This is a genomic window from Microtetraspora sp. NBRC 13810 (assembly GCF_030268685.1).
Lineage (GTDB): Bacteria > Actinomycetota > Actinomycetes > Streptosporangiales > Streptosporangiaceae > BSRQ01.
The window spans coordinates 18281-41420 of record NZ_BSRQ01000030.1; the positions used below are offsets into that span (position 1 = coordinate 18281).

Sequence of the window (23140 nt, forward strand, 5' to 3'; positions counted from 1 at the left end):
GGTCATTCCTCTCGTACGGCATAACCCAGGACTCGCTCACCAAGCAGGCTCTCCACGATGTCCAGCAGTTCGAGGACGGCCTCGGCGATCGCGTCGGGACGCTCGCCCGCCACGGTTCGCCTGCCGATCTCGGTCATGACCAGTGCGTGCAGGCAGCCGATGTGCCAGGCGACCGCGCGCGGCAGCGGATCGTACTCGGATGCGTCGGTCTCCTCGGCGAGCACAACCGTCAGCGCGTCTGTCATCTGGCGGCCGAGGTCCTCCAGTCGGGCGGACAGCGTGGGCGCGGCTCGCATCATCTCCAGTACGCTTCCGAATCCGGCGCTCAGCCCGACGTGGCGCTCGCGGCCGCGCACCTCCTCCCGAAGGCGCGCCAGCACCGCGCCCGCCGCGGACTCCCCAGGCCGACGCTGCCGCACGATGTCGGCCAGTCGCTGCGGGGATGCCTCCTCCTGCGGCAGGACAAGATCCTCCTTGGACTCGAAGTAGTTGTAGACGGTGTTGACCGACACCTCGGCGGCCGCCGCGACCTCGGCGATCGTCACGTTCTCGAAGCCGCGCTCCACGAACAGGCCGATGGCCACCTCGGAGATACGCTGCCGAGTTTGCCGCTTCTTGCGCTCCCGCAGTCCTTCCTGCACAAGAGGAGTCTACTGCAAAACTTAAGCCGACTGCATCTTTGCAATGGGCTACAGGTTCCGTCACAATCAACCGATGCATGTATCCCGATGTGAGCTGCTGCGCTGGCAGTTCGACTTGACCTGGTCGCTGTTCGATTACCACCTGGAGCGGATGGAGCCTGCGGACTTCCTGTGGGAGCCCGCTTCCCGCTGCTGGACTGTGCGCCCGGACATCGAGGGGACCTGGGTGCCCGACTGGGCGGAGATCGAGCCCGACCCCGTCCCGGTTCCCACGATCGGTTGGGTGAGCTGGCATATCGGCTGGTGGTGGAGCGTGACCATCGATCACGCTCAGGACCGGACACCGCGGGAGAGGGCCGAGATCGCCTGGCCAGGTGATGGAAGGACCGCCATCGAGTGGTTGCGCAGCCTCCGCGAGGACTGGTTGGCGGTGCTGGATCGCCTCACCGACGCCGACTTGGACGCTACGGCCCCCGCCCTCCCATGGCCAAGGGACTCTAAGCACACCGTCGCCCATATGGTCGCCTGGGTGAATTCCGAGCTGATGAAGAACGTCACTGAGATTGGTCAGCTTCGGCTGTTGCGGGCCGCTTCGGGGTGAGGTGCGCGATTCGGGGACCGAAACAGGCGCGAGTCTGGTCGGCGGCTCTCGTCAGGACTGCGCAAGTGATCATTGGGTGGCCCTCCTCAGCGCGCGGGGCAGGCGGGCGTGGAGGTGCTTGATTGCGGCAGGACCTAGGCCCGTCGGCCCGGCAAGCGGCCGAAGGGGTGGCCGCGCTCACCGCGCTCGCCGCCGAACTGGGCCTGACGTATCGCCTGGACCAGGCCCGCCCGGTCAACATCTTCGACGCGCACCGCCTGCTGCATGCGGCCATCGACCACGGCCCCGGCGATCAGGCTGCTGCGCGCCTGCACGGGCGAGGGGGCGGTACGGGCGTGCCACCGCGTCTCGGGTGCACCTGCGTGGTTACGGGCGCGACCTCGCCGCAGCGTCCCGGACCGCGTGGTCCGGGCCCGTCTCCGCCAGCTCATCCAGCACCTCCAGCGCCTCCGCGGTGCCGATCCGGGCGATGGCCTCGACCGCCTTGACCCCGCGGGCCCTGGTACCCGCGCTACCCAGCCGGGGATCAGGGCGGCCAGGTCGCGGGCCGTCCGGCCGTCGCCGAGCCGTCCCAGCGCGGGCAGTGCCCAGGCGTCGCCGTGCAGGAACAGCGCCCAGCCCAGGTCGGCCAGCGAGCGCCGGTCGCAGGCGTCGCGGACCGCGTCCAGTCGCTCGTCCGGCTTCCCTGCCAGCGCGACGAGCCTCCTGGTCGCGGCGGCGGGCAAAGCCCGGCTGCCGCCCAGGAGCAGCACCTGCGGCAGGGCATCGGGATCGGCGTACGCGGGCAGCCGGGGCGCCCGGCCCGGCTCGGTCAGCACCGCAGGGAGGTCCTCGCCGGGCGCGTCCGGGATTCGCGGCGCCGGGTCCGGCCCGGGCAGCTCGGGATGCGCCTTGAGGTGCATGCGGAGCAGCCCGGCGGCGAGGAGCGCCGATGACGAGTCGCTCGCGGCCACCGTGGACAGCACCCGTACCGCCCGTACGGGGAAGCGCTCCATCGCTGCAAGCAGGTGCTCACGCGCGAACTCCCGCTCGGACCGCTCCAGCAGCAGCTTGAACGCCTCGTCGCTCGGAAGCAGGGAGATCAGCTCGACAAACCGCTTCCGCCACGGCTTGTAGATCCTGATCCGGTCCCAGGCGTCGACCAGGACCGGGGCGATCACCGGGCCCACGCCGTCGGCCATCGTGGCGCGCACCCCGAACGTGAACGCGTCGAAGTCGGACTCCTCCAGCCTCCAGCCGAGCAGTTCGAGGTGCCGCAGCGTGCCCACCGACGCCCACAGCCGTTCGCGGTAGAAGGCGTTCGAGCCCCACTCGGCTGTTGGTGGGTCGGCGCAGCGCTCGTCCACCCAGTCGTGCCGGGTGGGCACCAGGTAGGAGACGACGAGCCGCCGGGAGCGGGTGCCGCGGTGCGCGGCCAGCCGTTCCACCGCCCGCCGGTGAAGGTTCGCGCCGTCTCGTTCCCGTTCTGCGCGCGGTCGACGATCGATGCGATCGCCGCCGCCCCGGCAGGGTCGTCAGCGCCGCTGAGGTACGCCCGCGCGTGCGCGACCAGGGCCGGGTCGTCACAGCCGCCGACAGCACCGCCTCGATGTGACCGCGGTGCTCCTCGGCCAGCTTCGCCGCCACGTCCGCGGCGCCGGGGTCGACGGTGTCACTGGGCGCGACCTCGCCCAGCGCCCGGTCGAAGACGCCCGGTTCCGCGGGGAGCGCGCCGCCCCGCCGGGGGTGCAGATCTCGGCGCAGGGGCTCGGAGAGGACCAGGACGTCCTCGGCCGGGGGAAAGCGATCGTCCATGGCGGATCACCGTAGCGGAACCGGGCGACACTCCCCCGCGTCGGCAGATACCGCAGGTCGCGCTCCACCTCGCGGACGGTCCGGGCTGGCTCGCGGGCGAACGGAACGGCGCGGTCGCCGCGGAAGCGGGTGAACGGGGCGGCGACCGACAAGAGAAGCCGTTAAGAATTCTGTGATGAGCCGCGCCGCGCCCACGACGCAGAGCAACTGCTGGCCTCCATGGAGCTGACCAGGCAGGAGCGCGAACGCGTACGGGACTTCCGTCGGCTGCTCGCGCTGGGCTGGTTCCTCATGCTCGGCCCGGACAGGCCGTTCGCCACCCGCAATCCCGCAGGGACCTTGGAACGGCAGGCCCGGCGGGTCCTTCACCTGCTCGCCTGCCCCCGAGCCGGCGGCGCACCCTCCCTACAAATAGAGCCCTTCCGGTGATGGCCTGCCAGGAGTCCCAGACCCCAGCCCCGGTAGCCAGCTCACGGCGCGCTGATCGTCACAGCTCCGGGTCGTCGGCGGCGGTGGGGTCGCGCAGGTCCCGCAACCGGCCGGGCAGTTCCGGCCGGTTGAACGGGTACGTCCCGTGGAAGTTGATGTGTTCCCAGTGCGGCGAGCCCTGATCTCCGGGCCGATCTTCATGCCGCCGGCGGCGAGGTTCTTCACCGCGGCGTCGATGCACAGGCTGTTCCAGAAAATGATCGCGTTCAAACCGAAGCCGAGCGCGCCGAGTTGGCCTTCCCTCCCGCGTTCATAACCCCTGCGCAGTTGGCCGTGGTGGGCGAAGAACACTGCCCGCGCCAGGCCGTTGCGGCCCTCCCCGACGTTCAGTTGGGCACCCACCATCCTGCGGTGGTCCTCCAGGTGGGCGACGTGCAGCAGGTGCATCGACTTGAAGGTCACCAACAAGGTCGAGGGGTTCAACGGATTCTCAAGCCGGCTGAGGTTCGGCAACGACGGAACCGAGGGCTGGGAGATCAGCGCGGAAGACGTCGCGCAGCTGTCGCCCTACCTGACCGCATCACCGTGCCGAACTGTCAGTGCCCACCACTATGGTGCCACCCGATCCGCTACCACCCCAGCAGCGTCAGACGACCACCGCGGGGGAAGGTCTCCTCTCCGCGAACAACAGGCACCTGGCATTGCGCATCGTTCAGGTACAGCTCTTCTGCTCAACCGCGCAAACCTTGACCTCTGGATATCTCGCCGACGCCCGGTCGAGCAGCGGCTGCGATGTGCCGCGCAGGTGCAGGTCGAGGAAGGCAGCCACGTATGCGCGGGTGATCTCCATCGACCGGGCGGCGGGCAGCGTGGCGCCGGTGTCCAGGGCCGCTTGCTCGCCCAGCAGGGAGATGTCGGTGAAGGAGGCGTGTTCGGCGCCGGCGACCACGAGCCAGCGCTTCCACCCGGTGAGGTGCTGCCAGGCGGCCCCCCAAGAGGCGGCCTCCTGGCTGCCCGGGGTGCGCGTGGTTTGCGCGCCGAGCAGGAGGAAGGGCTTGCTCAGCCCGCTCGCCGGGACGGGCACGATGGCCAGGCCGTCCATGTTCATGCCTGCCTTGATACGGAAGTCTTTCAGCAGGGCTGCGACCGAGCCGGCGCCGCCTGCTGAGTGGCCGGCCATGGCGACCTTGTCAGGGTCGGTGAGCCGCGCCCCCTTCCACTTGGGGGTCGGGCCGGTCAGCTGGTCGAGGACGAAAGAGACGTCGTCGGCGCGGGTGGCGCCCACCTTGTCCCAGAAGGTTTGGTCGTGTGGCTGGACTTGGCAGGCCGTGCAGGGGACCACCCGACCGCCGGGAAAGACAGTGGCGCTGTTCTCGTGCGTATGGCTGATGGCGGCCACGACGTAGCCCCTGCTGGCCAGGTCCTCAGCGAGGCCGGTAAGCGAGCTGCGGGTCTTCTCGAAGCCGGGCGAAAGCACGACCAGCGGCAGCGTGCGCGCCTCGCCCGCCACCGGGGCGTCGCTGAAGGCATGGGTGCGCGTGCGGGCGAGCAGGTCGGCCGGGACACCGGTGATGCCGGCGTCCTTCAAGGTGAGCTCCGACTCCTTGGCGCTCATGTACGGCGCCGCCTGCCCGGCCGCCTTCCTGGCGGGGTACCACAGCGAGACCATGAGCTGTCTGGACGTCGAACCGGCATCCCAGGGATCGGGGCGCGAGGTGTCGGTGAGGTGCAGCGAGGTGGTGCCGACCGGCTGCGAGCCGGTCGGGGCCGGGAGCGAGAGCGCGACGTCACGCGCCGTCTTGGGCGGCTCGGCGGGGGCGTCCGGAGAGGGATTGCGTGACGAGCCGTCCACAGCGGCGCTCCCGATCGCGGGAGCGGACGCCGGCGCGCACGAGGTGATCGCCATGACGAGCAGACCGGCCGCGATGGCCATATGACGCATGAATTTCGCCTTTCGAAGATGTACGGCGACGACGTTAGGCGCGAGCGGTGCCGTGCCGCGTCGGCCGTCGTGCCGATCTTCGCGGCCGGGTCATCATTGCGATGTAGTCACGCAGGCCGACGCGGCTCTCGTGGGACGTGCTGGACAATGCCTAGGTGGTAGCAAGATGGCTGGCTCTCGTACGCCCCGGCCAGCGGCCCGACCGGTGGCGTCCTCGGCTGTCCAAGCGGGCGCTCCTGGCCGACCTGGTGGTGGCACTTGTCCTGACCGCCCTGGCGGTGACGGCGACCGCCTCCGCCCCCGAGGGTGCGCATCGGGTCCCGCTAGCCGAGTCCTTGCGGCTGCAACCCGTGATCGCCTCGCCGGCCGACGAGGCGCGCCCTGTCGCGCCCACGCAGGAACCGTCGCAGGGCCCGCCCGTACTGCTGGTGATCGCGACTGCCCTGCCGCTGGCGGCGCGGCGGCTGAGCCCGCTCGGCGCCTTCTGGGTGGTGCTGCCCGCCGCCCTGGCCACGCACGACGACGCGACCTGGATCACCGTGCTGAGCTGTGCCATCGCGGCCTACAGCGCGATGACGCACAGCCGGCACCTGAGCGTGGCGACGGGCGGGCTCGCGGTGGCGGCCGTGCTGGCGGGCGTGGCCTTCCACGACTCTGTCGCCAGCCTGCCGAACTGGCTGGGCCCGTTCACCGTCCTGTTGAGCGCCGGGGTGGTGGCCGGTGCGGTCCGCCTGTGGCGCCGGCGGCTGGACGAAGCCGGCCGCGCCCAGGAGGAGGCCACGCGCCGGGCCGTGGAGCTGGAGCGCTCCCGGATCGCGCGCGAGCTGCACGACATCGTCACCCACAACGTGAACGTGATGGTGATCCAGGCCGGAGCCGCACGCAAGGTGATGGACACAGCGCCGCAACGGTCGAAGCAGGCCATGCTCACGGTCGAGGCCAGCGGCCGGGCGGCCATGGCGGAACTGCGTCACGTCATGGGCCTGCTGGCCGGTCCGGGCAGCGGTCCTGCGCAGATCTCGAACGACGGCCTGCAGCCGCAGCCGGGGCTCGACCAGTTGGACACGCTGATGGAGCGGGTGCGCGCGGCCGGGGTGCGGATCCGGACGGACGTGGCGCAGCCGCCCGGCCCGCTGCCGCCAGGGGTGGAGATGGCCGCCTACCGGGTGGTGCAGGAGGCACTGACCAACACCATGAAGCACGCGAACGGCGCAACGGCGTCCGTCGCGATCCGCTACCCCGGACAGTGGATGGAGATCGAGATCGCCGACACCGGCGGAACACGCGCGCCTCGGGCAGGAGATGGGCAGGGCCGGGGACTGGCCGGACTACGGGAAAGACTGGCCATCTACGGCGGCAGCCTGCAGGCCGGGCCCGCGGGCGATGGCTACCTGGTCGCGGCGCGCCTGCCGTGGAGCACGACGTGAGCCGGTCGCTGCGCGTGGTCATCGCCGACGACCAGGCGCTGGTACGCAGCGGGTTCGGCATGATCCTCACCGCCGACGGCATCGAGGTGGCGGCCGAGGCGGCCAACGGCGCGCAAGCCGTCGCCGCCGTCCAGCGGACCGCCCCCGACGTGGTCCTGATGGACATCCGCATGCCCGAGATGGACGGCATCGAGGCCACCCGCCGGATCGTCGCGGCCGACACCCGCGGAACGCGCGTCCTCATCCTGACCACCTACGACCTCGACCAGTACGTCTACGCCGCCCTCACCGCGGGCGCCAGCGGCTTCCTGCTCAAGGACGTCACCCCCGAGCAACTTGTGGCGGCGGTCCGGGTGGTGCGCGCAGGCACCGCCCTGCTCGCCCCCGCCATCACCCGCCGCCTGGTCGAGCGCTTCACCCGCCCCGACGAAGCGATCCACCGCGACCTGTCCGATCTGACACCCCGCGAGCTGGAGGTGCTGCGCCTGATGGCCACCGGGCTGAGCAACGCCGAACTGGCCGAACGGCTGATCCTCAGCCCCGCCACGGTGAAGACCCACGTCGCGCGCATCCTGGCCAAGCTGGATCTCCGCGACCGCGTCCAGGCAGTGGTACTCGCCTACGAGAGCGGACTGGTCACCCCACACTCGACCGGCCATTCGGCGGATGACCAAGCACTCGACCACGCCTGATGGCAGGCGTGGAGGGTTGCGGGATAACTGAGTATCATAGCTTGGGGGCGAGCTGGGCCTCCGCCGCCTGGCGCGGGAGCTTCGTTCGCGCCGCCGAGGTGTGCGGCCTGTACGTCGAGGACCTGGACCTGCGGCTGGACGACGAGCACCTACGCATCCACGGCAAGGGCGGCAGCGTGGGCCACGTGCTGCTCGACGACCGCGGCTATGTCACCCTGCTCAAGCTGTACCTGGCTCGCGCCGGCTACACCGCAGGGCCGTTGTTCCGGGCCAGTATCAACGACGCCGGCGGGCCGCTGTCCTACGACGCCGCCCACCACCGCTGGCAGAGCTACTGTGCCGCTGCCGGTGTCGAGATCGACATCCACCAGCTGCGCCACGCCCACCGCAGCCGGAGGCCCGATCTTGTGTCACCGTCGGAGTGGACTTCTTCGCGTACCCGCTCGCGTACCCGCTCAGATCGGTCAACGGCGCACCCGATAGCGCAGGTGAAGTACCCGGTTGCCCTGAATCACCACGTCAGGATCCTCCAACAGGTGCTGCGCGTCGACCGACCCGAAGTAGCGCTTGCCGGACCCGAACGCCACGGGTACGACGTCCATGCGCACCTCGTCGACCAGACCCGCGGCAAGCACCTGGCCACCGACGTTCGCCAGCGGCGACCTCGACCAAGCGGTCACCCGCAAGCTCCTGCGCCTTGGCCACGGCTGCCTCGACGCCGTCGACGAAGTGAAACGGCGCCTCGGGGTCCCAGCCCTCGGGCTCCGGCCGGTGTGACACGACGACCACGTGGTCGATCCCGCCCGGCGGCTTCCCATCCCAGCCGTCCGTCATTTCGAAGACGTGGCGGCCGACGATCGTGACTCCGATCTGGTCCCAGTACGTCCGGGTGTAGTCGTAGGACGTCTGCGACACCTTCAGCTCGCCGCTCTCGTCCAACGGGACGTCACCGCAGGACAACCAGTCGAACAGCGGTCCGGGCTGGTCATTCTCGTCCGCGACGACGTTACGCAGTCGGCAGGTCGGTGAGGTCCAGGCTCCGGTCGGTGCGCAGTTGGATCTCACCGTAGGGGGTCATGTCGGTGTGGAACAGCGGCGTGAGCCCGCGCCGGTCGGCGTCGGTCAGGACGTTCTCCCACTCGGGTAGGGCGAGGGTGTCCTGGATCATCAGCGTGTTGATCAGACCGAGAGCCGACTGGAGAATGTGCAGGCGCTCCGCTCGTCCGCTCGTGACGTACCGGGCGTGGCCGCGCCGTTGAGGCCGGCCCGGCACGTCACGGGCGAGTTCGGTGGGTCATGTGGAGGTCCGGCCGTGCAACCAGTGGGCGAACTTGTCCAGGGAGACGTTGATGGCGATGAAGATGGCGGCGATGACGATGGCCGCGGGGATCACGTTGGAGAAGTTGGCCGCGATGCCGTTCAGCCCGCGGTCGACGAGTTCGTCGTAGCCGACGATGAGCCCGAGCGCGGAGTCCTTCAGCAGGACGACGAACTGGCTGATCACCGCCGGCATCATCGCCTTGAGCGACTGCGGGAGCAGCACCAGGCGCATCACCTGGTTCTTGCGCATGCCTACGGCGTAGGCGGCCTCGGACTGGCCCCTGGGCAGGCTCTGCACGCCCGCCCTGATGATCTCCGCGATCACCGACCCGTTGTAGAAGGTCAGGCCGAAGACGACGGCGGTGAAGGCGGAGATGTTGGTCCCGGTGAGGGCGTACGAACCGAAGAACGCGAAGAAGATGAGCAGCAGGAGCGGCACCGCGCGGAAGAACTCCACCACGGTCGCCGCGGGCACCCTGATCCACCGGTGCTCCGACATCCGCGCCGTCGCGAACACCAGCCCGAAGATCCCGGCCAGCACCACACCGGCCAGCGCGGCGCCGAGGGTGCCGGCCAGCCCGGGCAGAATGAAGGTGGTCCAGACGTCGGCCCGCAGGAACGGCGTCCACTTGTCGGCCGCCCACTGCCCCTTCTCGTCGAAGCGCACGTAGACCACGTAGGCCACGGCCAGCAGGCCCAGCGCGATGACGCCGGTCAGGACCCGGTTGCGGCGGATGCCGCGCGGCCCCGGCACCTCGTAGAGGTTGGCGTAACTCATCGGGCCACCACCAGGCGCCGGGAGAGCCGGCCGAACGCCAGGCCCATGGGCAGGCAGAGCAGCACGAAGCCGAGGGCGAAGCCGAAGAAGATCTGGATCACCTGGTCGCCGTGGGTCTCGATCAGCTCGCGCATCCGCACCGAAGCCTCGGCGACGCCGACCACGAGCGCGATCGTGGTGTTCTTCGTCAGCGCGATCAGGATGCTGCCGAGCGGCGCGATCACCGCGCGGAACGCCTGCGGCAGAATGATCAGCCGCAGTGTCCCGAGGAACCCGAGCCCGAGGGAGCGGGCGGCCTCGGCCTGGCCGACCGGCACGGTGTTGATGCCCGAGCGCAGGGCCTCGCAGACGAAGGCCGAGGTGTAGGCGGTCAGGCCGATCACCGCGAGCCAGAAGTTGTTGGTCGCCAGGTCGTCCGACAGCTCGACGCCCAGGTTGGCGCCCACCCCCAGGCCGGTGAACAGCAGGACCAGCGTGAGCGGGGTGTTGCGGGCCACGCTCACGTAGGTGCCGGCCGCGGAACGCAGAACCGGGAAGGGGGAGACCCGCATGGCCGTCAGCGCCGTACCGAGGAGCAGTGACCCGACGGCGCTGACCACGGCCAGCCGCACGGTCATCCAGAAGGCCACCAGGATGGTGTCACCTTCCAGCAGCAGGGCTTCCATCCGGTCAGTACCTTTCGAGCTGCGGGGCCTGGGCCACGCTGAACCCGCTCGCGCCCACGCTGGCCTGCAGCGCCTTCTGCCAGCTACCGTCGGAGAACATCTTGGCCAGCGCGTCGTTGACGGCCTGGCGGCCCTTGGAGTCGTCCTTCTTCAGGCCGACGCCGTACTTCTCGGTGCTGAACGGCTTGCCGACGACCTTGAGCTTGCCGCCGTGCTGGGCGGCGTAGCCGGCCAGGATGACGTTGTCGGTGGTGAGGGCGTCGAGCTGGCCGCCGAGCACCCGGTCGACGCAGGCGGAGTAGGTGCGCTCCTCCTGCAGCTGGACCTCCTTGGCGTAGCTTTCCTTGACCTTCTGCGCGGGCGTGGAACCGGCCACGGAGCACAGCTTCTTGCCGTTGAGCTGCTCAGGTCCGGTCAGCGCGGTGTCGTCGGCCTTGACGAGCAGGTCCTGCCCGGCCACGAAGTACGGCCCCGCGAACGACACCTTCTCCTTGCGCGCGTCGGTGATCGAGTAGGTGGCCACCACCATGTCGACCTGTCCCTGCTGCAGGAAGGCCTCGCGGTTGGCGGAGACCGTCTCCTTGAACGTGATGTCCTTGGCCTCGACGCCGAGCTCCTTGGCGACGTACTTGGCGACCTCGATGTCGAATCCGGCGAAGCTTCCGTCGGGGGTGCGCAGGCCGAGCCCCGGCTGGTCGGCCTTGACCCCGATCACGAGCTTCTTGTCGCCCTGGGCCTTGTCGACGACGGAGGCGTACTCCTGCGCCCCTCCCCCGCAGGCGGTCACGGTGAGCGCGAGCGCGGTGAGGGCGGACAGGACGAGAACGGGTCTGGTGAGCATGGGGGGCTCCCTCTCAGTGGCTGAGGATCTTGGCAAGGAAGGACTTGGCGCGCTCGCTGCGCGGAGTCCCGAAGAAGTCGTCGGGGGTGCTCTGCTCGACGATCTCGCCGTCGGCCATGAACACCACCCGGTCGGCCGCCCTGCGGGCGAAACCCATCTCGTGGGTGACGACGACCATGGTCATGCCGTCGCGGGCCAGGCCGGTCATGACCTCCAACACCTCGTTGACCATCTCGGGGTCGAGGGCCGAGGTCGGCTCGTCGAACAGGATCGCCTTGGGGTCCATGGCCAGCGCGCGGGCGATGGCCACGCGCTGCTGCTGGCCGCCGGAGAGCTGCGCCGGGTACTTGTCCGCCTGGGCGCCGATCCCGACCCGGTCGAGCAGCTCACGCCCCCGCTTCTCGGCCTCGTCCCTGGGCTTCTTGAGCACGTGGACCTGACCGAGCACGACGTTCTCCAACACCCTCTTGTGGGCGAAGAGGTTGAACGACTGGAAGACCATGCCCACCTCGGCGCGCAGCCTGGCCAGCTGACGCCCCTCTTCGGGCAGCGGGGTTCCGTCGATGGTGATCGTGCCGGAGTCGATGGTCTCCAGCCGGTTGATCGCCCGGCACAAGGTGGACTTACCGGCTCCGGAAGGGCCGATGACCACCACGACCTCGCCGCGCTTCACGTCGAGGTCGACATCCCTGAGCACGTGGTGGTCGCCGAAGCGTTTGTTGACCTTGTCGAGGACGAGTAGTCCCTGCTCGGTCATGGTGCACTCTCCTTCCGTCCGTCCGCGTTGGCGCAACCGTAGGAGTCGCGTGTGGCGGGGAAGGAGTTGTGCGCCTTCTGCTCAGTTACATGATCTGTTAACGCGCGCTCAGCGCCGGGGTCTGGCCCTGTCGGCCACCGCGCCGGACGCGCCGATGGTGTTCATGAACACGCTGTCCCACTGGCCGTCGCGGAGAAAACGCGAGATCAGCGCGTTGAGGTGCGCGACGAACGCCGTGTCGCCCCTGCGCACGCCGATGCCGTACGGCTCGCTGCCGAAAGGCTTGCCCACGAGTTTCAACCTGTCGGGATGCTGGGACAGCAAGCCGCGCAGAATCGGGTCGTCGGTGCTGATCGCGTCGATCGCGCGCGACTGGAGCGCGGGCAGGCAGTCGCTGTAGATGTCGACGATCGTCAGCTTCGCCTTGGGCACCAGATGTCTGAGCCGGTCGCCCGAGGTGGAGCCGGTGGCGGTGCACACCCGCTTGCCGTTCAGGTCGGTCATCTCGTCGATGGCCTTGTTGTCGGCTCTGACCAGGATGTCCTGGTCGGCGTAGTAGTACGGCTCGGTGAAGGAGACCCGTCTCCGGCGCTCCGGAGTGATCGAGTAGGTGGCCAGGACGATGTCGACGACTCCGCGGGCCAGGAAGTCCTCGCGCTGGCGCGGCCTGGTCTCCACGAAACGGATGCCCCGCTCACTGCCCGTCAGGTCCTTGGCCACCAGCCTGGCGATCTCCGCGTCGAAGCCGGTGATCCTTCCGGTGGCCGGGTCCTTGAAGCCGAACAGGGGATGGTCGAACTTGATGCCGACGGTGAGCACGCCACGCTGCTGGATGCGGGCCATGGCCGTACCCTCGGGGAACGCGCCCGCGTCGGCGGCCCCGCAGCCGGTGACGGCGAGGCAGGCGACGACGGCCAGGACAGCTCTGACCAGCCTCACCGCACGCGATACCGGTGCTGGGGGCGGCCCTTGGGGCCGTACCTCAGGTGGGCCTCCACCTGTCCCCGCTCGCTGAGGTGCTCCAGGTAGCGGCGCGCGGTCGCCCTGCTGATGCCCACGCTGTGGGCCAGCTCCAGCGCCGAGAGGTCCTCGGCCGAGGCGGCGAGCGCGTCGATCACCCTCCGCTCGGTCTCGGAGGAGATGCTCGGGGGCCTGGATCCGCGTTCGGTGTGCAGCGCGCGGAAAAGCTGGTCGATCTCCTGCTGCTCGGTGAACCTGGCCTGCGCGGCGAGCCGCTCGGCCGTGGCCGCGTAGCGCACCAGCGTCTCCTCGACCACACCCACCTTCGTGGGCTTGACCAGGTAGTACAGCGCTCCCCGCTGAATGGCCGCGCTCACCGCCGCCGACTCCCGCCTGGCCGAGATCACGATCACGTCCGTGGGCGGGCGGTCCGGGCGGCGCAGCCGGTGGGCGACCTCCAGGCCGGGCAGATCGGGCAGGTGGAGGTCCAGGAGCACGAGTTGGGGAGAGAACTTCTGGGCGGCGGCGAGCGCGCCGTGACCGGTGTGCGCGACGCCGACGACCTTGAACCCGTCGACTCGCTTCACCTGAGCCTTCAACGTCGCTGTGACGACGGGGTCGTCGTCCACGATGAGTACGGTGATGTCCCCCGGTCCAGGCATCGCCACTCCCCGATCTACTGTGAACGCTGGGCGGATTCTAGACCTACCGGGCGCAAAGAGGTCCGGTTTTGCTTGTTTTGCTCAACTCAAGGGCGCTCTGAGCGACAAGTCCTCTTACTGTGGTGCCGTACGTCGAGGAGGGAGCCCGGTGGGGAACGGTCGCGGTTGGCTGCTCGCGGTGACGGCGCCCTGGATCCTGCTGGGGCTGCTGCCGCTCGCGCTGCTGACCTCCTCCAGCATCTCGCTGTCCGACCAGACCATCAGTGACGAGGTGGGCGGCCGGGTCAAGACCACCGCCGACGTGAGCAAGGTCGTGGTCCAGCAGCAGATGGACTCCCTCAAACAACTCCTCGCGGCCTTCGCCCAGCGGCCCGGGGTGCGCGAAACGGTCACCGCGGGAGAGCCGGCCGTCCGCGAGGCGCTGCCCGGCTACCGCAGGGAGCTGGCGGACATGCGCGTCGGCATCAGCGGTGTGATCGTCGTCAGCGCCGAGGGCGACATGATCGGCGCCGAGCCGAGCAGCGGTCTCCCCCAGGACGTCACCGGAACCGACTGGTATCCCGCGGTGCGCAACCAGCACAGGGTGTACGTCTCACAGGCCTACACCCCGCCGGTCATGGCCGCCTCCAGGGCCGTCGCCGTGGCCGCGCCCATCATGAGCGAGGACGGCGGGCGCCTGCTCGGCGTCCTGGCCGCCGTCTACAGCCTCACCGCGATCCAGAACTTCGCCACCGAGGCGGCCAACGCCCAGGACATCAGGCTGCTCATCACCGATCAGGCCGGCGTACTCGTGGCCGACCAGCACGCCCAGCCCGACACCCTCGTCTCACTGCGTGAGGATCCGCGCATCGACACCGCGCTGGCCGGCCGTGACGTGTTCTCTCCCGCCCACCGGGGCTTCGACGGGCTGGTGCTGTCGGCCTCGCGCCCCATCCCGGGCATCGGCTGGACCGTGACGGCGGAGGTGCCCAGGGCCGAAGCCCTGGCCTCGGCCGAGCGGCTGAAGACGAGCATCCTGTCCGTCGCGGCCCTGCTGACGGTGCTGATCCTGTCCGGGCTCGGCCTGCAACTCCACACCACCAGGGGGCGGCGCAGGGCCCAGCAGGCGCTGGCCGGATACGCCGCCGCCCTGGCCACGGCCAGGGACGAGGCGGTAGGCGCGTCGGTCGCCAAGTCGGAGTTCCTGGCCAAGATCAGCCATGAGATCCGTACCCCGATCAACGGGGTGCTGGGCATGAACGCGCTGATGCTCGGCACCCGGCTCGACGACGAGCAGCGCCACTACGCGACCACGGCGCACGCGTCGGCGCAGGACGTGATCAGGCTGCTCGACGACTTCCTCGACCTGTCCAGGATCGAGGCGGGTCATCTGGCCGTCGAGCAGGAGATCATCGACCTGCCCCGGCTGTGCGACGAGGTGGTGGCGCCCTTCGCGCCGCACGCGCACCAGCAGGGGCTCTGGCTCACGCTGCGCCTGGCCGACGACATCCCGCAGCAGGTGGTCGGCGACTCTGCGCGCCTGCGCCAGGTGCTCACCAACGTGGTCGGCAACGCGCTGAAGTTCACCCTCCAGGGCGGCGTCGACCTGAAGGTCACCCTCGACGAGGGCGGCGAGTACGACCGGGTCACGCTCCGCTTCACCGTGACCGACACCGGCGTGGGGGTGCCGCCGGCCGACAGGGAACGCGTGTTCGGGATCTTCCGCCAGGTCGACTCGCCCATCACCCGCAGGACCGGCGGCAGCGGCCTGGGCCTGGCCATCAGCCGCCAGCTCACCGAGCTGATGGGCGGCAGGATCGGGCTCGACAGCGTCGAGGGGGTCGGCAGCAAGTTCTGGGTCACTCTCCCCGTCGACGTGCGTAGCTGGTCGGCGCCCGCGGCCGAGGAACTGAGCGGCAAGCGGGTGCTGGTGGCCGGCGGTCCCATGGAACGCCGCACGCCGACCGGCCGGATCCTGGCGGACGCCGGGCTGGCCGTGGAGGAGGCTGCCGACACCTCCGCGGTGCTGGCCGCCCTGCGCGGCGCCGCCCTGGCCGATCGGCCCTTCGACCTGGCCGTGGTGGACCTCGACCTGGCGGCGCCGGACCCCGGCCGCTCGCTCGCCGACGTGATCCTCACCGATCCGTTGCTCCACGCCACGGCCGTGGTGGTGATCGTGACACCGGGACGCTCCGGGTACCCCTGGCCCACGGAGGTCGAGCGGACCGTCCAGTCGGTCACCAGGCCGGTGAGCCGGCGGCGGTTGCTCGCGGCGGTGCAGAACGCCGCGCGCGCGGCGGAGCCGTACGACTCGCACAGCGTCGCCGGTCCCGCGCCCGGTCCCGGCGCGCGCATCCTGATCGCCGAGGACGACGCGGTCAGCCGGGAACTGGCCATGATCGTGCTGCGCAGGGCCGGCCACCAGATCGACGTCGTGGAGGACGGGCGGCAGGCCGTACGCGCCGTCCTGCTCGGCGACTACGACCTGGTCTTCATGGACTGCCAGTTGCCCGTGCTGGACGGCCTCGCCGCCACGGCCGAGATCAGAGGCGAGGGGTCGCGCACACCGATCATCGCGATGACCGCGGCGGCGATGCCCGGCGACCGGGTCCGCTGCCTGGAGGCGGGCATGGAGGACCATCTCACCAAGCCGGTCGACTGGTCGTACGTGCTCGCCCAGATCCCCGTGTGGACCGCGGGATCGAGCCTGCCGCCCGAGCTGGCGGGCCTGGACGCCGACGACCTCGCCGACATCGCGCGGGCCTTCCTCGACACGGCGGGCGACACCCTCGACCGGATGGAACGGGCCACCCGCACCGGCGAACTGGACCAGGTGGCGGCGCTGGCCCACCGGCTCAAAGGCAGTTGCGCGACCGTGGGGGCCAGGGCGGCGGCGGAACTCTGCGCGGAGCTGGAAGGGTTCGCGGCCGAGGGGGCGGCCAGGCTCGACCTGATCGGCGAACTCGCCGAGGAGGTCGACGTGGCGTCGCGAGGGATCATTCGTTTTTCTTCCCCGTAATGTGACTTTTCCTCGCCGAAATCAACGGCCGCGAAACTGTTTGATTGCTGACGTCTTTCAGCAAGGTTAAGGTCTGATGTTCTTCAAGGGGGTAGTTGCGTTATGGACGATACGACGGGTACACCCAGCCCCACGGCCGGCTCCACCCCGTCGCCGACCGAGTCCTCCTCGCCGAGCGCTCCTCCCACGGGCAGCCCGACCCCCGACCCGCCCACGGGCAGCCCGACCCCTGACCCGCCCACGCGGCCCCCGACCGAGCCGCCGACCACCCAGCCCCCCACGACACAGCCCCCGACGACACAGCCGGCCACGCCGGGCTTTCCCACGGACACCCCGCCGCCGCCCGCCGAATCGCCAAGCGGCAGGCCGCCGACGCCGTCCGCCGCACCGAGCCCTTACTGGCCTCCTGTCGTCCCCGCCCCGGCCCCGCCCCCCGCCCTCGAAGGGGGGCCGGGCTCGGGTGACCGCGTCTATCTCAACTGGGAGTCGATCCGCGAGCTGGCCACGCTCTTCGACAGGCTGGGCGATGACGTCGTGGCCTTGCAGGTGCGGGCGACCAGCCTGGCCTCCACCAGTGAGCTGGGCTTGGAGGACGAACAGGGCACCGAGTTCGCCCGCTGGTACCGCACGAACTACACCTCGCTGACCGGGGACATGACAGGGCTCGCCGAGAGCAACTTCGCGATGGTCGGCCGGCTGGGGGATTTCGAGAAGGCCTGGCAGTATCTGGAACAGGAGATCATCAAAAGCATGCCGACGTTCGCCGACGTCTCCGAGCCGCCGATCCCACCGGTGCCGGCGCGCAGGACGGGCGCCTGATGTTCGACCCCTTCCAGGTGCTGGCCACCTTCGCGAACGTCCACGTTCCCGAGGCCGACGTCTCCGAGCTGCGGGCCAGAGCCCGGGACCTGCGCAGGATGGCCGACTCGATCGACGCCCTGGTGACCACGACGGCGAGGGGGGTGTCGGACGTCCTCAGGGCCAACGACAGCAGGGCGGTCGAGAGGTTCGCGGAGGTGTGGCCGAAGGAGCTCGCCCCGCGCTACGCGATGCTCCAGCAGGGGCTGCGCGACATCGCCGACGCCTGCGACCAGTATGCGGACGTGGTGGAGAAACACCGGGAGAACCTGTGGATCATCGGTACGCAGCTCGCCGCGATGCTCTTCACCATGATGTTCGGCTACATCTACCCGGCGGCCGGGGCCTGGGCCAAGGCCAGGTTCGAGAGCCTGGTCTCGCAGGCCGCTCTTCAGAACACGCTGTTCAGGAAGATCGCCCATTCGATCCTGAGCTTCACCGTCGGCGGCCGTGCCGTGGGCAGCTACTTCGTGCGCGAAGGGCTCGACGCGTTCGCGGACTCCGCGGTGTGGGCCGTTGGCAAGACCGCGGTCCACATGACGAGCTCGGCGGCCTCGGGCCAGCCCATGGAGAACCCGCTCTGGTACGGGTTCAAGCACTTCTGGGCGGAGATGGCCTACAACGGCGGCAGCAAGGCCATGAGTGACGTGCGCAAGTTCCTCCCCCAGCACCAGGTCCTCGACACCACGCTCGGGAGCGGCCCCATGGGCAAGTTCGTCCGCAGAACCACGTCAGCCGCCCTCGTCTACCCGTTGATCGCCACTGGCGAGCTGACCTGGCAGGGTGCCATGAGGACCGCCATGGCGCACGCACCGCGCGCCTTCATCCTTCGTCGATAGGAGTGCCCACATATGAACACCCTCCCGACCGGCGACCCGGAGTTCGACCGGGCGATGGCCGAGTTCAGGGCGCAGAACACCCGCCTGGACGAGGCCGGACAACGCTTCGAGCAGCTCAGAGGCCGAGGTAAGGACGCGAGCGGGCACGTCACGGCGGAGGTGCTGCCCAGCGGCAGCCTGGTCGCCCTCACCTTCGACCCGCGCGCCCTCAGGCTCAGTGCGGCGGACCTGGCCGAAGCCGTCCTGGCCGCCACGAGGGCGGCCGAGGAGGACGCCGGAGCACAGGCCGAGGAGATCGTCACGTTCATGCACGGGGGGTGAGCACCGGCCGTGTGCTCCGGAGCCGCGGGGAACAGTCCTGCTCGAACGCGCCGGCCGAGAACGGTCCCCGGCCGGCCGCGCGGGCTCTCCTCGACTTCCACCGGGACACTTTGTCGCACAAGTGTTCCGGGCTCACCGAGGAACAGCTCAAGACTGCGGCCGCTCACCCTTCTGGGCATAGTCCGGCACATGGCCGAGTTGGAGCGCTGGCTGCGCTCGCTGTTCACCGGAAAGCCGGAGAACGACCCGTACAGCACCGAGGAAGACCCGGACGCCGCATTCTCGACATCGTGACCGCGGACGCCAAGGCCGACCTGGAGCTGGTCCGCCAGGAAATCGAGGCCGTGCCGCTTCGTGACATCGGCGAGTCCTACTTCGAGAGCGGGACCTCGAACAACGCCTGGCCGGCGCCCGGCATGCGGCCCAGTCTCCGCCGGCCGACGCTGACCAGCCGAGCGCCCAGCGCTCCGCTGACGCCGGTCGGGAGCCGGCGTCAGGGAGTCCTCAGTGGAGTTCTCGGGCGCTGCGGCGGGAGAGCGGGGACGCTACTCCTGGTTGCAGGATCCTGACCTGGCCGAGCGGGCGGCGAAGCCGAAGTTCGGGACGACTCCTCCGGCGGACACCTCACGGTTCGAGCCCTGGAAACCGGGGCTCGAGTAGAAGCACCAGGGCTCCCCAGTGTTGTTGATCGCGCTGCGGACCGGCGGTGCGAGGTTGGCCTCGTCGCGGATGATGATCTTACGGCTGCCGGTGCCGCCGGGTTCGGTGAAGGCGCAGACCGCAATGATCAATGGACAGATGAAGTTGGCCGGGGCCGCGACCGGGGCCGCAGTCGCGGCGGCGGGTGTGGGCAGGGCCAGTCCCGTGCCCGCGGTCGCGGCGGCTGCCGCGACCGCCGCCCAGCGGATGCGTTTCATGTTCCACTCCTTTGTGGCTGCCTGGGGGTTGACGCAGTCGACCCGATTAATAACACAGAGTAGTCACTGGTGACAGGCAGTGAACAAGGCTGTGGCCGTGGCGACAGCGGGGGCTGCCCGGCCCGTGGGGAGCCGAGCGCAGGGATCAGCGATGCGAAGGAGGAGCCGCCCGACGCCGGCGCCGCCGCCCGGCGAGGTTGGCGAGCGCGGACCGCCGGCAGGGGGCGTCGCGCGGACCTGACCCAGCCGATGCCAGGGTGGTTGAGCGGCACGTCCAGGTCGCCGGCCCGACAGGGGGAACCCGGGGGCGCGCCTGGCGCCGCCGATACGGGTCGAGAACCGCCGTGACTGGCTCCAGCCACCCGGCGCGCGCCAGGCGGTCTTTCCAAACTACGGAGAGCCGCACCGCTCTGGCCGAGATCGGTTTCTGTACAGGGGCAGCGCACATCCAACGACTACTACCTGTTATCAGAGAGCTACTTTCTGTGACCGAGATCGTCGATGTATCAAAAGGGAGACGAGCTCTCATGAGCTGTCGGACGCCCCCGGGATCGCCAGTCGGACGTTCCCACGGAGGAAAGGAAGAAGCGACGTGCATGACAACGACGCAGTGCTGAAGCTGGACGTCGAGACGCTGGAGGTGAGTGGTGAGGTCGCCTACGGCAGCCTGACGGCGGGACACGGAGTCCACGAACTGGCCTCCTCCGGCGAATATGGCTGGAGCCACATGGTGTGAGCGTTCGGGCCGTGACCGGGCGCACGCCCGCAGGCCCGACACGAGGGGGACCCGGCCGTTCGTTGAGAGTGGTGCGGGTTTCCCGCACGACGGGGACAGGGCGGCAGGGTGGCGCAGGAAGATGGCGAGAACGGCAACCTCCTCGGCGCGGGCGAGCAGGTTCCGGCCGCGTGCGGCGTGTCATGGTGGGTTCATGCGGACGTTGTCGTCCGGGTGGCCGGCCTGCCGATGCGGTCGTTGGAGGGCTTGCGCGCCGAGCGTACCTGGCAGCAGATAGGGCGGCTGCGCGAGGGGCAGGCTTATTGGCGGGGCGAATCTCGGCGGCTGGCGGACATGTTGGAGGCGCATATCGGCACTGTCGAGCCGGGCCGGCGGCGCGGCCTGCTGGTGGCGTTGCGGCGGGCGGTGTTCGGCGGGCGGGCGCTGCGCGGGCGGATCGATCCGGCGCAGCTGGGCGCGGTGCTGCCGGCGGGGCTGGACATGGAACTGGCGGCCTGGCAGGACGGGCAGGCGCGGCTGGCGCGTGAGGCCGAGCGGCTGTCCGCGGTGCCGGCGGCCGAGATCGGCGGCTGCGGGCAGGCGGTGCCTGGCTGGATGGCCGAGGCCGGGGTTCGGCACGGGCTCTGGCATGCCAGCCCGGTGCTGGCCGGTGAGCTGGACAAATGGCTGGCCGCAGCGCCTGGGACGATGGCCGAGCGCAAGGTGGTGTCGCGGCTGGCCCGGTACCTGTCCCGGGTGGTGGTCAAAACCAGTCCGTTCACCACATTCACCGCCTGGGGTCTGGGCCGCTTAACGGCGGCCCCGCCGTCGGCCCACTCCCCTGCGTCCGCCGGGATCGTGCAGGTGGACGCGTGGTTCACCCAGCGGTGCGCGTGGGCGATGGCGGCCCGCGACGATCTGGGCCCGCGGCTGCCGCTGCGCCTGAACTCCAGTGCGACGGACGGACCTGACGCCGTGGTGTTCCTGGGCGCCGCAGCCGGCGAGCCGGTGCACGAGATCCGGCTCACCCCGATGCTGCGCGCCTGCTTGCGGGCGGTCCGGACCCGCCCGTCACGACACTGTCCTGACGGAGCAGGTGCCGGCAGGCGATCGGGAGGCGTGGCAGCCGGTCTGCGCCGAGTTGAACGCGCTGCGGCCGTGGGCGGGCCTCATCGAGGCGCACCTGCCGCTGCGGCTGGCCACCTCCGCCTGGGCGGCACAGGCGCTGGGGTCCGCCGGCAGCCTGCCCTACCTGCGGTTCTATCGCCTGCTGAGTGAAGCCGCGGTGCCGGAGCCGGCCGGGTTCCTGCAGGCCGATCCCGCTCGGCCCTCTGCCGCAAGCGCCGTTGCTTCCCTTCGCAGGCTGGCGCTGCTGCGCCACAGCGCCCGCCACCTGCTGTACGGGCGGTCTGCAGCCCCGCCGCCGCGCCCGGACCCGATGCCGCCCACCCCGTACCGGCCGGCCGAATGGGGCTGCTCCCAGGCCAACCAGTGGCAGGCGATGACGCGCCCTGCACACCACCTTGACCAGCTCGAACGCCTACCGGCCTGCCCTGCCCGAACACGTCTGGCGCCACCCGGCCGCAGCCGCGGCCCGGGCCGCCGGGACCGGCCCGCTGCCGATCGTCTACACCCGGCTCGCCCACCTGGCCGCCAACCGGCTCGGCATCGGCCCCCGCCAGGAACACCACATCGCCGCCCTGGCCCGAACCGCCCTGGCCGACCGCTACACCGCCAGCAAAGAGGCGCTGGCGCGGCGGCTTGCGCACCGTGCTGGAGGCCGCCGACGGCGCCGGCGGGCCGAAGGCGCTGATCCGGGACTGGGCCGCGCTGCTGCACCGCTACTCAGCCCGCGCCACCGAACTGATCGCATCCGGCCGGCTGCCGATCTCCGACGCCGACACCCCCGCCCCTCGGGGCTTGCTCCGCTCGGATTCCCTGATCGATGGGCTGGCCGCCAACCGGCATGTCCGGCAGTTCCGGAACACCGTCGAATACCAGCGCTACCGCCTGCTGCTCAACTACACCTACGGTCTGCTGACCCGGCTGCGCGTCAAGCCCGTCGAACGTGGCCTGCTGTGCCATCTGGCCGCCGCCACCGTCGAGAACGCCTTCGACGTCGAGTTCGCCGCCCGCTTCCGCGACTTCCTCGACCATCCGCACGAGCTGGAAGGCAGCCACCGATGACCGCGTCGACGCCCACCACTTTCACCACCGGCAGGCCACGTTGGCAGCAGCACCGCCCAGGCCCGTTCGGCCTGTTGCTGACCGGCGACGGCACCATCGGCCTGGACGACCTGCCGCCCGCCGCCCTGCTGCAACTGGTCGCCCAGGAGCATCTGCTCATTCTGCGCGGCCTGCCCACGGTTCTCACCTGTGAGGAGTTCGAGGAGTTCGGCTGCGCTCTGGGGGAGCCCATCCTGTGGTCCGACCGGCCGGCCTTCTTCGTCCAAGCCCAGCCTGACCCCGACAGTTACATCTTCGAGACCGGCTTCATGCCCATCCACTGGGACGGCGTCTCCGCCGAGGAACAAACCCCCGACCTGCAGATCTTCCAGTGCGTGCAGGCCGTCGAGGCCGAGGTTGGCGGGGCGACACTGTTCTGCGACACCCGACAACCGCACCCTGCTGCACACCCGCCAGCCCTATCCCCCCGGCACGCCACGCCTGCTACACCGCATCACCACCCGGCACACGACCAGGCGCGAGTGAACGGAGCCTGCGCTGTCACAGAGGAAGCCGGAGCACACCGGCGCGCGGCACGGACTTCGGCAGGATGAGCCTGCCCATCGCGCAGTAACGCCCCCGCCGGCATCCTGTGAGCCGTGATGGCCACTTCCGGCGCAATCCCCGGCCCTTTTGCGTGAGCTTCGACATAAGCCCTGAATCGCTGCGCAACGGGAGCGGAGCGGCTGGGCGCCGTGTTCGGCCCCTGGGAGTCCTCGGCATCCCCACGCTATCCGCCCGAAGGCCGGGGCGCATG

The 23140-nt window shown here is 70.1% G+C and carries 26 protein-coding genes; 13 read left to right on the plus strand and 13 right to left on the minus strand.

The genetic code is table 11. The features are described 5' to 3' along the window. Nucleotides 1–2: 2 nt before the first annotated feature. Nucleotides 3–641 carry a TetR/AcrR family transcriptional regulator gene (locus QSK26_RS38310; protein WP_285780262.1) on the minus strand — a complete coding sequence of 213 codons (639 nt, stop codon included), beginning with the start codon at nt 639–641 and terminating at the stop codon, nt 3–5. Nucleotides 642–714: 73 nt separating this feature from the next. Between QSK26_RS38310 and QSK26_RS38315 the strand changes: the two genes are divergently transcribed. Next, on the plus strand, nt 715–1242 hold the full coding sequence (locus tag QSK26_RS38315; protein WP_285780263.1) for a DinB family protein: 528 nt from the start codon (nt 715–717) through the stop codon (nt 1240–1242). A 134-nt stretch (nt 1243–1376) separates the two neighbouring features. Here the strand turns inward: QSK26_RS38315 and QSK26_RS38320 are convergent, their stop codons facing one another. Next, entirely contained in the window at nt 1377–2669 is a 1293-nt protein-coding gene (locus QSK26_RS38320; protein WP_285780264.1) for a hypothetical protein, read from the minus strand. A 163-nt stretch (nt 2670–2832) separates the two neighbouring features. Here QSK26_RS38320 and QSK26_RS38325 point away from each other — a divergent pair, with 163 nt between their 5' ends. Beyond that, the gene (locus tag QSK26_RS38325) at nt 2833–3051 is read left to right on the plus strand and encodes a hypothetical protein (RefSeq protein WP_285780265.1); all 219 of its coding nucleotides are present in this window, start codon (nt 2833–2835) and stop codon (nt 3049–3051) included. 204 nt (nt 3052–3255) lie between these two features. After that, complete coding sequence (locus QSK26_RS38330; RefSeq protein WP_285780266.1) at nt 3256–3465, plus strand: hypothetical protein; 210 nt, start codon at nt 3256–3258, stop codon at nt 3463–3465. Here the strand turns inward: QSK26_RS38330 and QSK26_RS38335 are convergent. Next, nucleotides 3442–3978 carry a Tn3 family transposase gene (locus QSK26_RS38335; protein WP_285780267.1) on the minus strand — a complete coding sequence of 179 codons (537 nt, stop codon included), beginning with the start codon at nt 3976–3978 and terminating at the stop codon, nt 3442–3444. The two genes, QSK26_RS38330 and QSK26_RS38335, sit on opposite strands and share 24 nt — an antisense overlap. A 199-nt stretch (nt 3979–4177) precedes the next feature. After that, a complete protein-coding gene (locus QSK26_RS38340) occupies nt 4178–5398 on the minus strand; it encodes an alpha/beta hydrolase family protein (RefSeq protein WP_285780268.1) in 1221 nt (406 codons plus the stop codon). Between the two features lie 164 nt (nt 5399–5562). Between QSK26_RS38340 and QSK26_RS38345 the strand changes: the two genes are divergently transcribed. Both QSK26_RS38345 and QSK26_RS38350 read left to right on the plus strand, forming a co-directional pair. After that, the gene (locus QSK26_RS38345; RefSeq protein ID WP_285780269.1) at nt 5563–6834 is read left to right on the plus strand and encodes a sensor histidine kinase; all 1272 of its coding nucleotides are present in this window, start codon (nt 5563–5565) and stop codon (nt 6832–6834) included. Continuing rightward, nucleotides 6831–7526, plus strand: coding sequence for a response regulator (locus tag QSK26_RS38350; protein WP_285780270.1), 696 nt, complete (start codon nt 6831–6833; stop codon nt 7524–7526). Before QSK26_RS38345 ends, QSK26_RS38350 begins: the two co-directional genes overlap by 4 nt. 464 nt (nt 7527–7990) lie before the next feature. Here QSK26_RS38350 and QSK26_RS38355 read toward each other — a convergent pair whose 3' ends face one another. From QSK26_RS38355 to QSK26_RS38390, 8 genes are all read right to left on the minus strand, one after another. Further along, entirely contained in the window at nt 7991–8206 is a 216-nt protein-coding gene (locus tag QSK26_RS38355; protein WP_285780271.1) for a dihydrofolate reductase family protein, read from the minus strand. 326 nt (nt 8207–8532) lie between these two features. Then, nucleotides 8533–8799 (minus strand): Tn3 family transposase, encoded by a 267-nt coding sequence (locus QSK26_RS38360; protein ID WP_285780272.1) that lies wholly within the window; start codon nt 8797–8799, stop codon nt 8533–8535. 21 nt (nt 8800–8820) lie between these two features. After that, nucleotides 8821–9624, minus strand: a complete 804-nt coding sequence (locus tag QSK26_RS38365; RefSeq protein WP_285780273.1) for an amino acid ABC transporter permease — start codon at nt 9622–9624, stop codon at nt 8821–8823. Next, complete coding sequence (locus QSK26_RS38370) at nt 9621–10289, minus strand: amino acid ABC transporter permease (RefSeq protein ID WP_285780274.1); 669 nt, start codon at nt 10287–10289, stop codon at nt 9621–9623. The genes QSK26_RS38365 and QSK26_RS38370 overlap by 4 nt, the downstream gene beginning before the upstream one ends. 4 nt (nt 10290–10293) lie before the next feature. Beyond that, nucleotides 10294–11130: a glutamate ABC transporter substrate-binding protein gene (locus QSK26_RS38375; RefSeq protein ID WP_285780275.1), complete on the minus strand. Its 837-nt coding sequence runs from the start codon at nt 11128–11130 to the stop codon at nt 10294–10296. A 13-nt stretch (nt 11131–11143) separates the two neighbouring features. Continuing rightward, nucleotides 11144–11887: an amino acid ABC transporter ATP-binding protein gene (locus QSK26_RS38380; protein WP_285780276.1), complete on the minus strand. Its 744-nt coding sequence runs from the start codon at nt 11885–11887 to the stop codon at nt 11144–11146. A 108-nt stretch (nt 11888–11995) separates the two neighbouring features. Further along, a complete protein-coding gene (locus tag QSK26_RS38385; RefSeq protein ID WP_285780277.1) occupies nt 11996–12826 on the minus strand; it encodes a glutamate ABC transporter substrate-binding protein in 831 nt (276 codons plus the stop codon). Next, a complete protein-coding gene (locus QSK26_RS38390) occupies nt 12823–13509 on the minus strand; it encodes a response regulator (protein WP_285780278.1) in 687 nt (228 codons plus the stop codon). Before QSK26_RS38390 ends, QSK26_RS38385 begins: the two co-directional genes overlap by 4 nt. Before the next feature lie 148 nt (nt 13510–13657). Here QSK26_RS38390 and QSK26_RS38395 point away from each other — a divergent pair, with 148 nt between their 5' ends. The 4 genes from QSK26_RS38395 (at nt 13658) to QSK26_RS38410 (ending at nt 18525) form a co-directional block, all read left to right on the plus strand. Further along, entirely contained in the window at nt 13658–16507 is a 2850-nt protein-coding gene (locus QSK26_RS38395; protein WP_285780279.1) for a hybrid sensor histidine kinase/response regulator, read from the plus strand. Nucleotides 16508–16609: 102 nt separating this feature from the next. Continuing rightward, nucleotides 16610–17326, plus strand: a complete 717-nt coding sequence (locus tag QSK26_RS38400; protein WP_285780280.1) for a hypothetical protein — start codon at nt 16610–16612, stop codon at nt 17324–17326. Beyond that, entirely contained in the window at nt 17326–18204 is an 879-nt protein-coding gene (locus QSK26_RS38405; protein WP_285780281.1) for a WXG100-like domain-containing protein, read from the plus strand. Before QSK26_RS38400 ends, QSK26_RS38405 begins: the two co-directional genes overlap by 1 nt. A 12-nt stretch (nt 18205–18216) precedes the next feature. Next, the gene (locus tag QSK26_RS38410; protein WP_285780282.1) at nt 18217–18525 is read left to right on the plus strand and encodes a YbaB/EbfC family nucleoid-associated protein; all 309 of its coding nucleotides are present in this window, start codon (nt 18217–18219) and stop codon (nt 18523–18525) included. 545 nt (nt 18526–19070) lie between these two features. On the opposite strand, the gene QSK26_RS38420 is transcribed toward QSK26_RS38410, so the two are convergent. Further along, nucleotides 19071–19442 (minus strand): peptidase inhibitor family I36 protein, encoded by a 372-nt coding sequence (locus tag QSK26_RS38420; RefSeq protein ID WP_285780284.1) that lies wholly within the window; start codon nt 19440–19442, stop codon nt 19071–19073. A gap of 592 nt (nt 19443–20034) precedes the next feature. Here QSK26_RS38420 and QSK26_RS38425 point away from each other — a divergent pair. From QSK26_RS38425 to QSK26_RS38440, 4 genes are all read left to right on the plus strand, one after another. After that, nucleotides 20035–20178 (plus strand): hypothetical protein, encoded by a 144-nt coding sequence (locus QSK26_RS38425; protein ID WP_285780285.1) that lies wholly within the window; start codon nt 20035–20037, stop codon nt 20176–20178. 108 nt (nt 20179–20286) lie between these two features. Further along, a complete protein-coding gene (locus QSK26_RS38430) occupies nt 20287–21435 on the plus strand; it encodes a lantibiotic dehydratase (protein ID WP_285780286.1) in 1149 nt (382 codons plus the stop codon). Nucleotides 21436–21918: 483 nt separating this feature from the next. Continuing rightward, nucleotides 21919–22344, plus strand: coding sequence for a hypothetical protein (locus QSK26_RS38435; RefSeq protein ID WP_352244477.1), 426 nt, complete (start codon nt 21919–21921; stop codon nt 22342–22344). Continuing rightward, on the plus strand, nt 22341–22937 hold the full coding sequence (locus QSK26_RS38440) for a TauD/TfdA family dioxygenase (RefSeq protein WP_285780287.1): 597 nt from the start codon (nt 22341–22343) through the stop codon (nt 22935–22937). The genes QSK26_RS38435 and QSK26_RS38440 overlap by 4 nt, the downstream gene beginning before the upstream one ends. Nucleotides 22938–23140 lie beyond the last annotated feature (203 nt).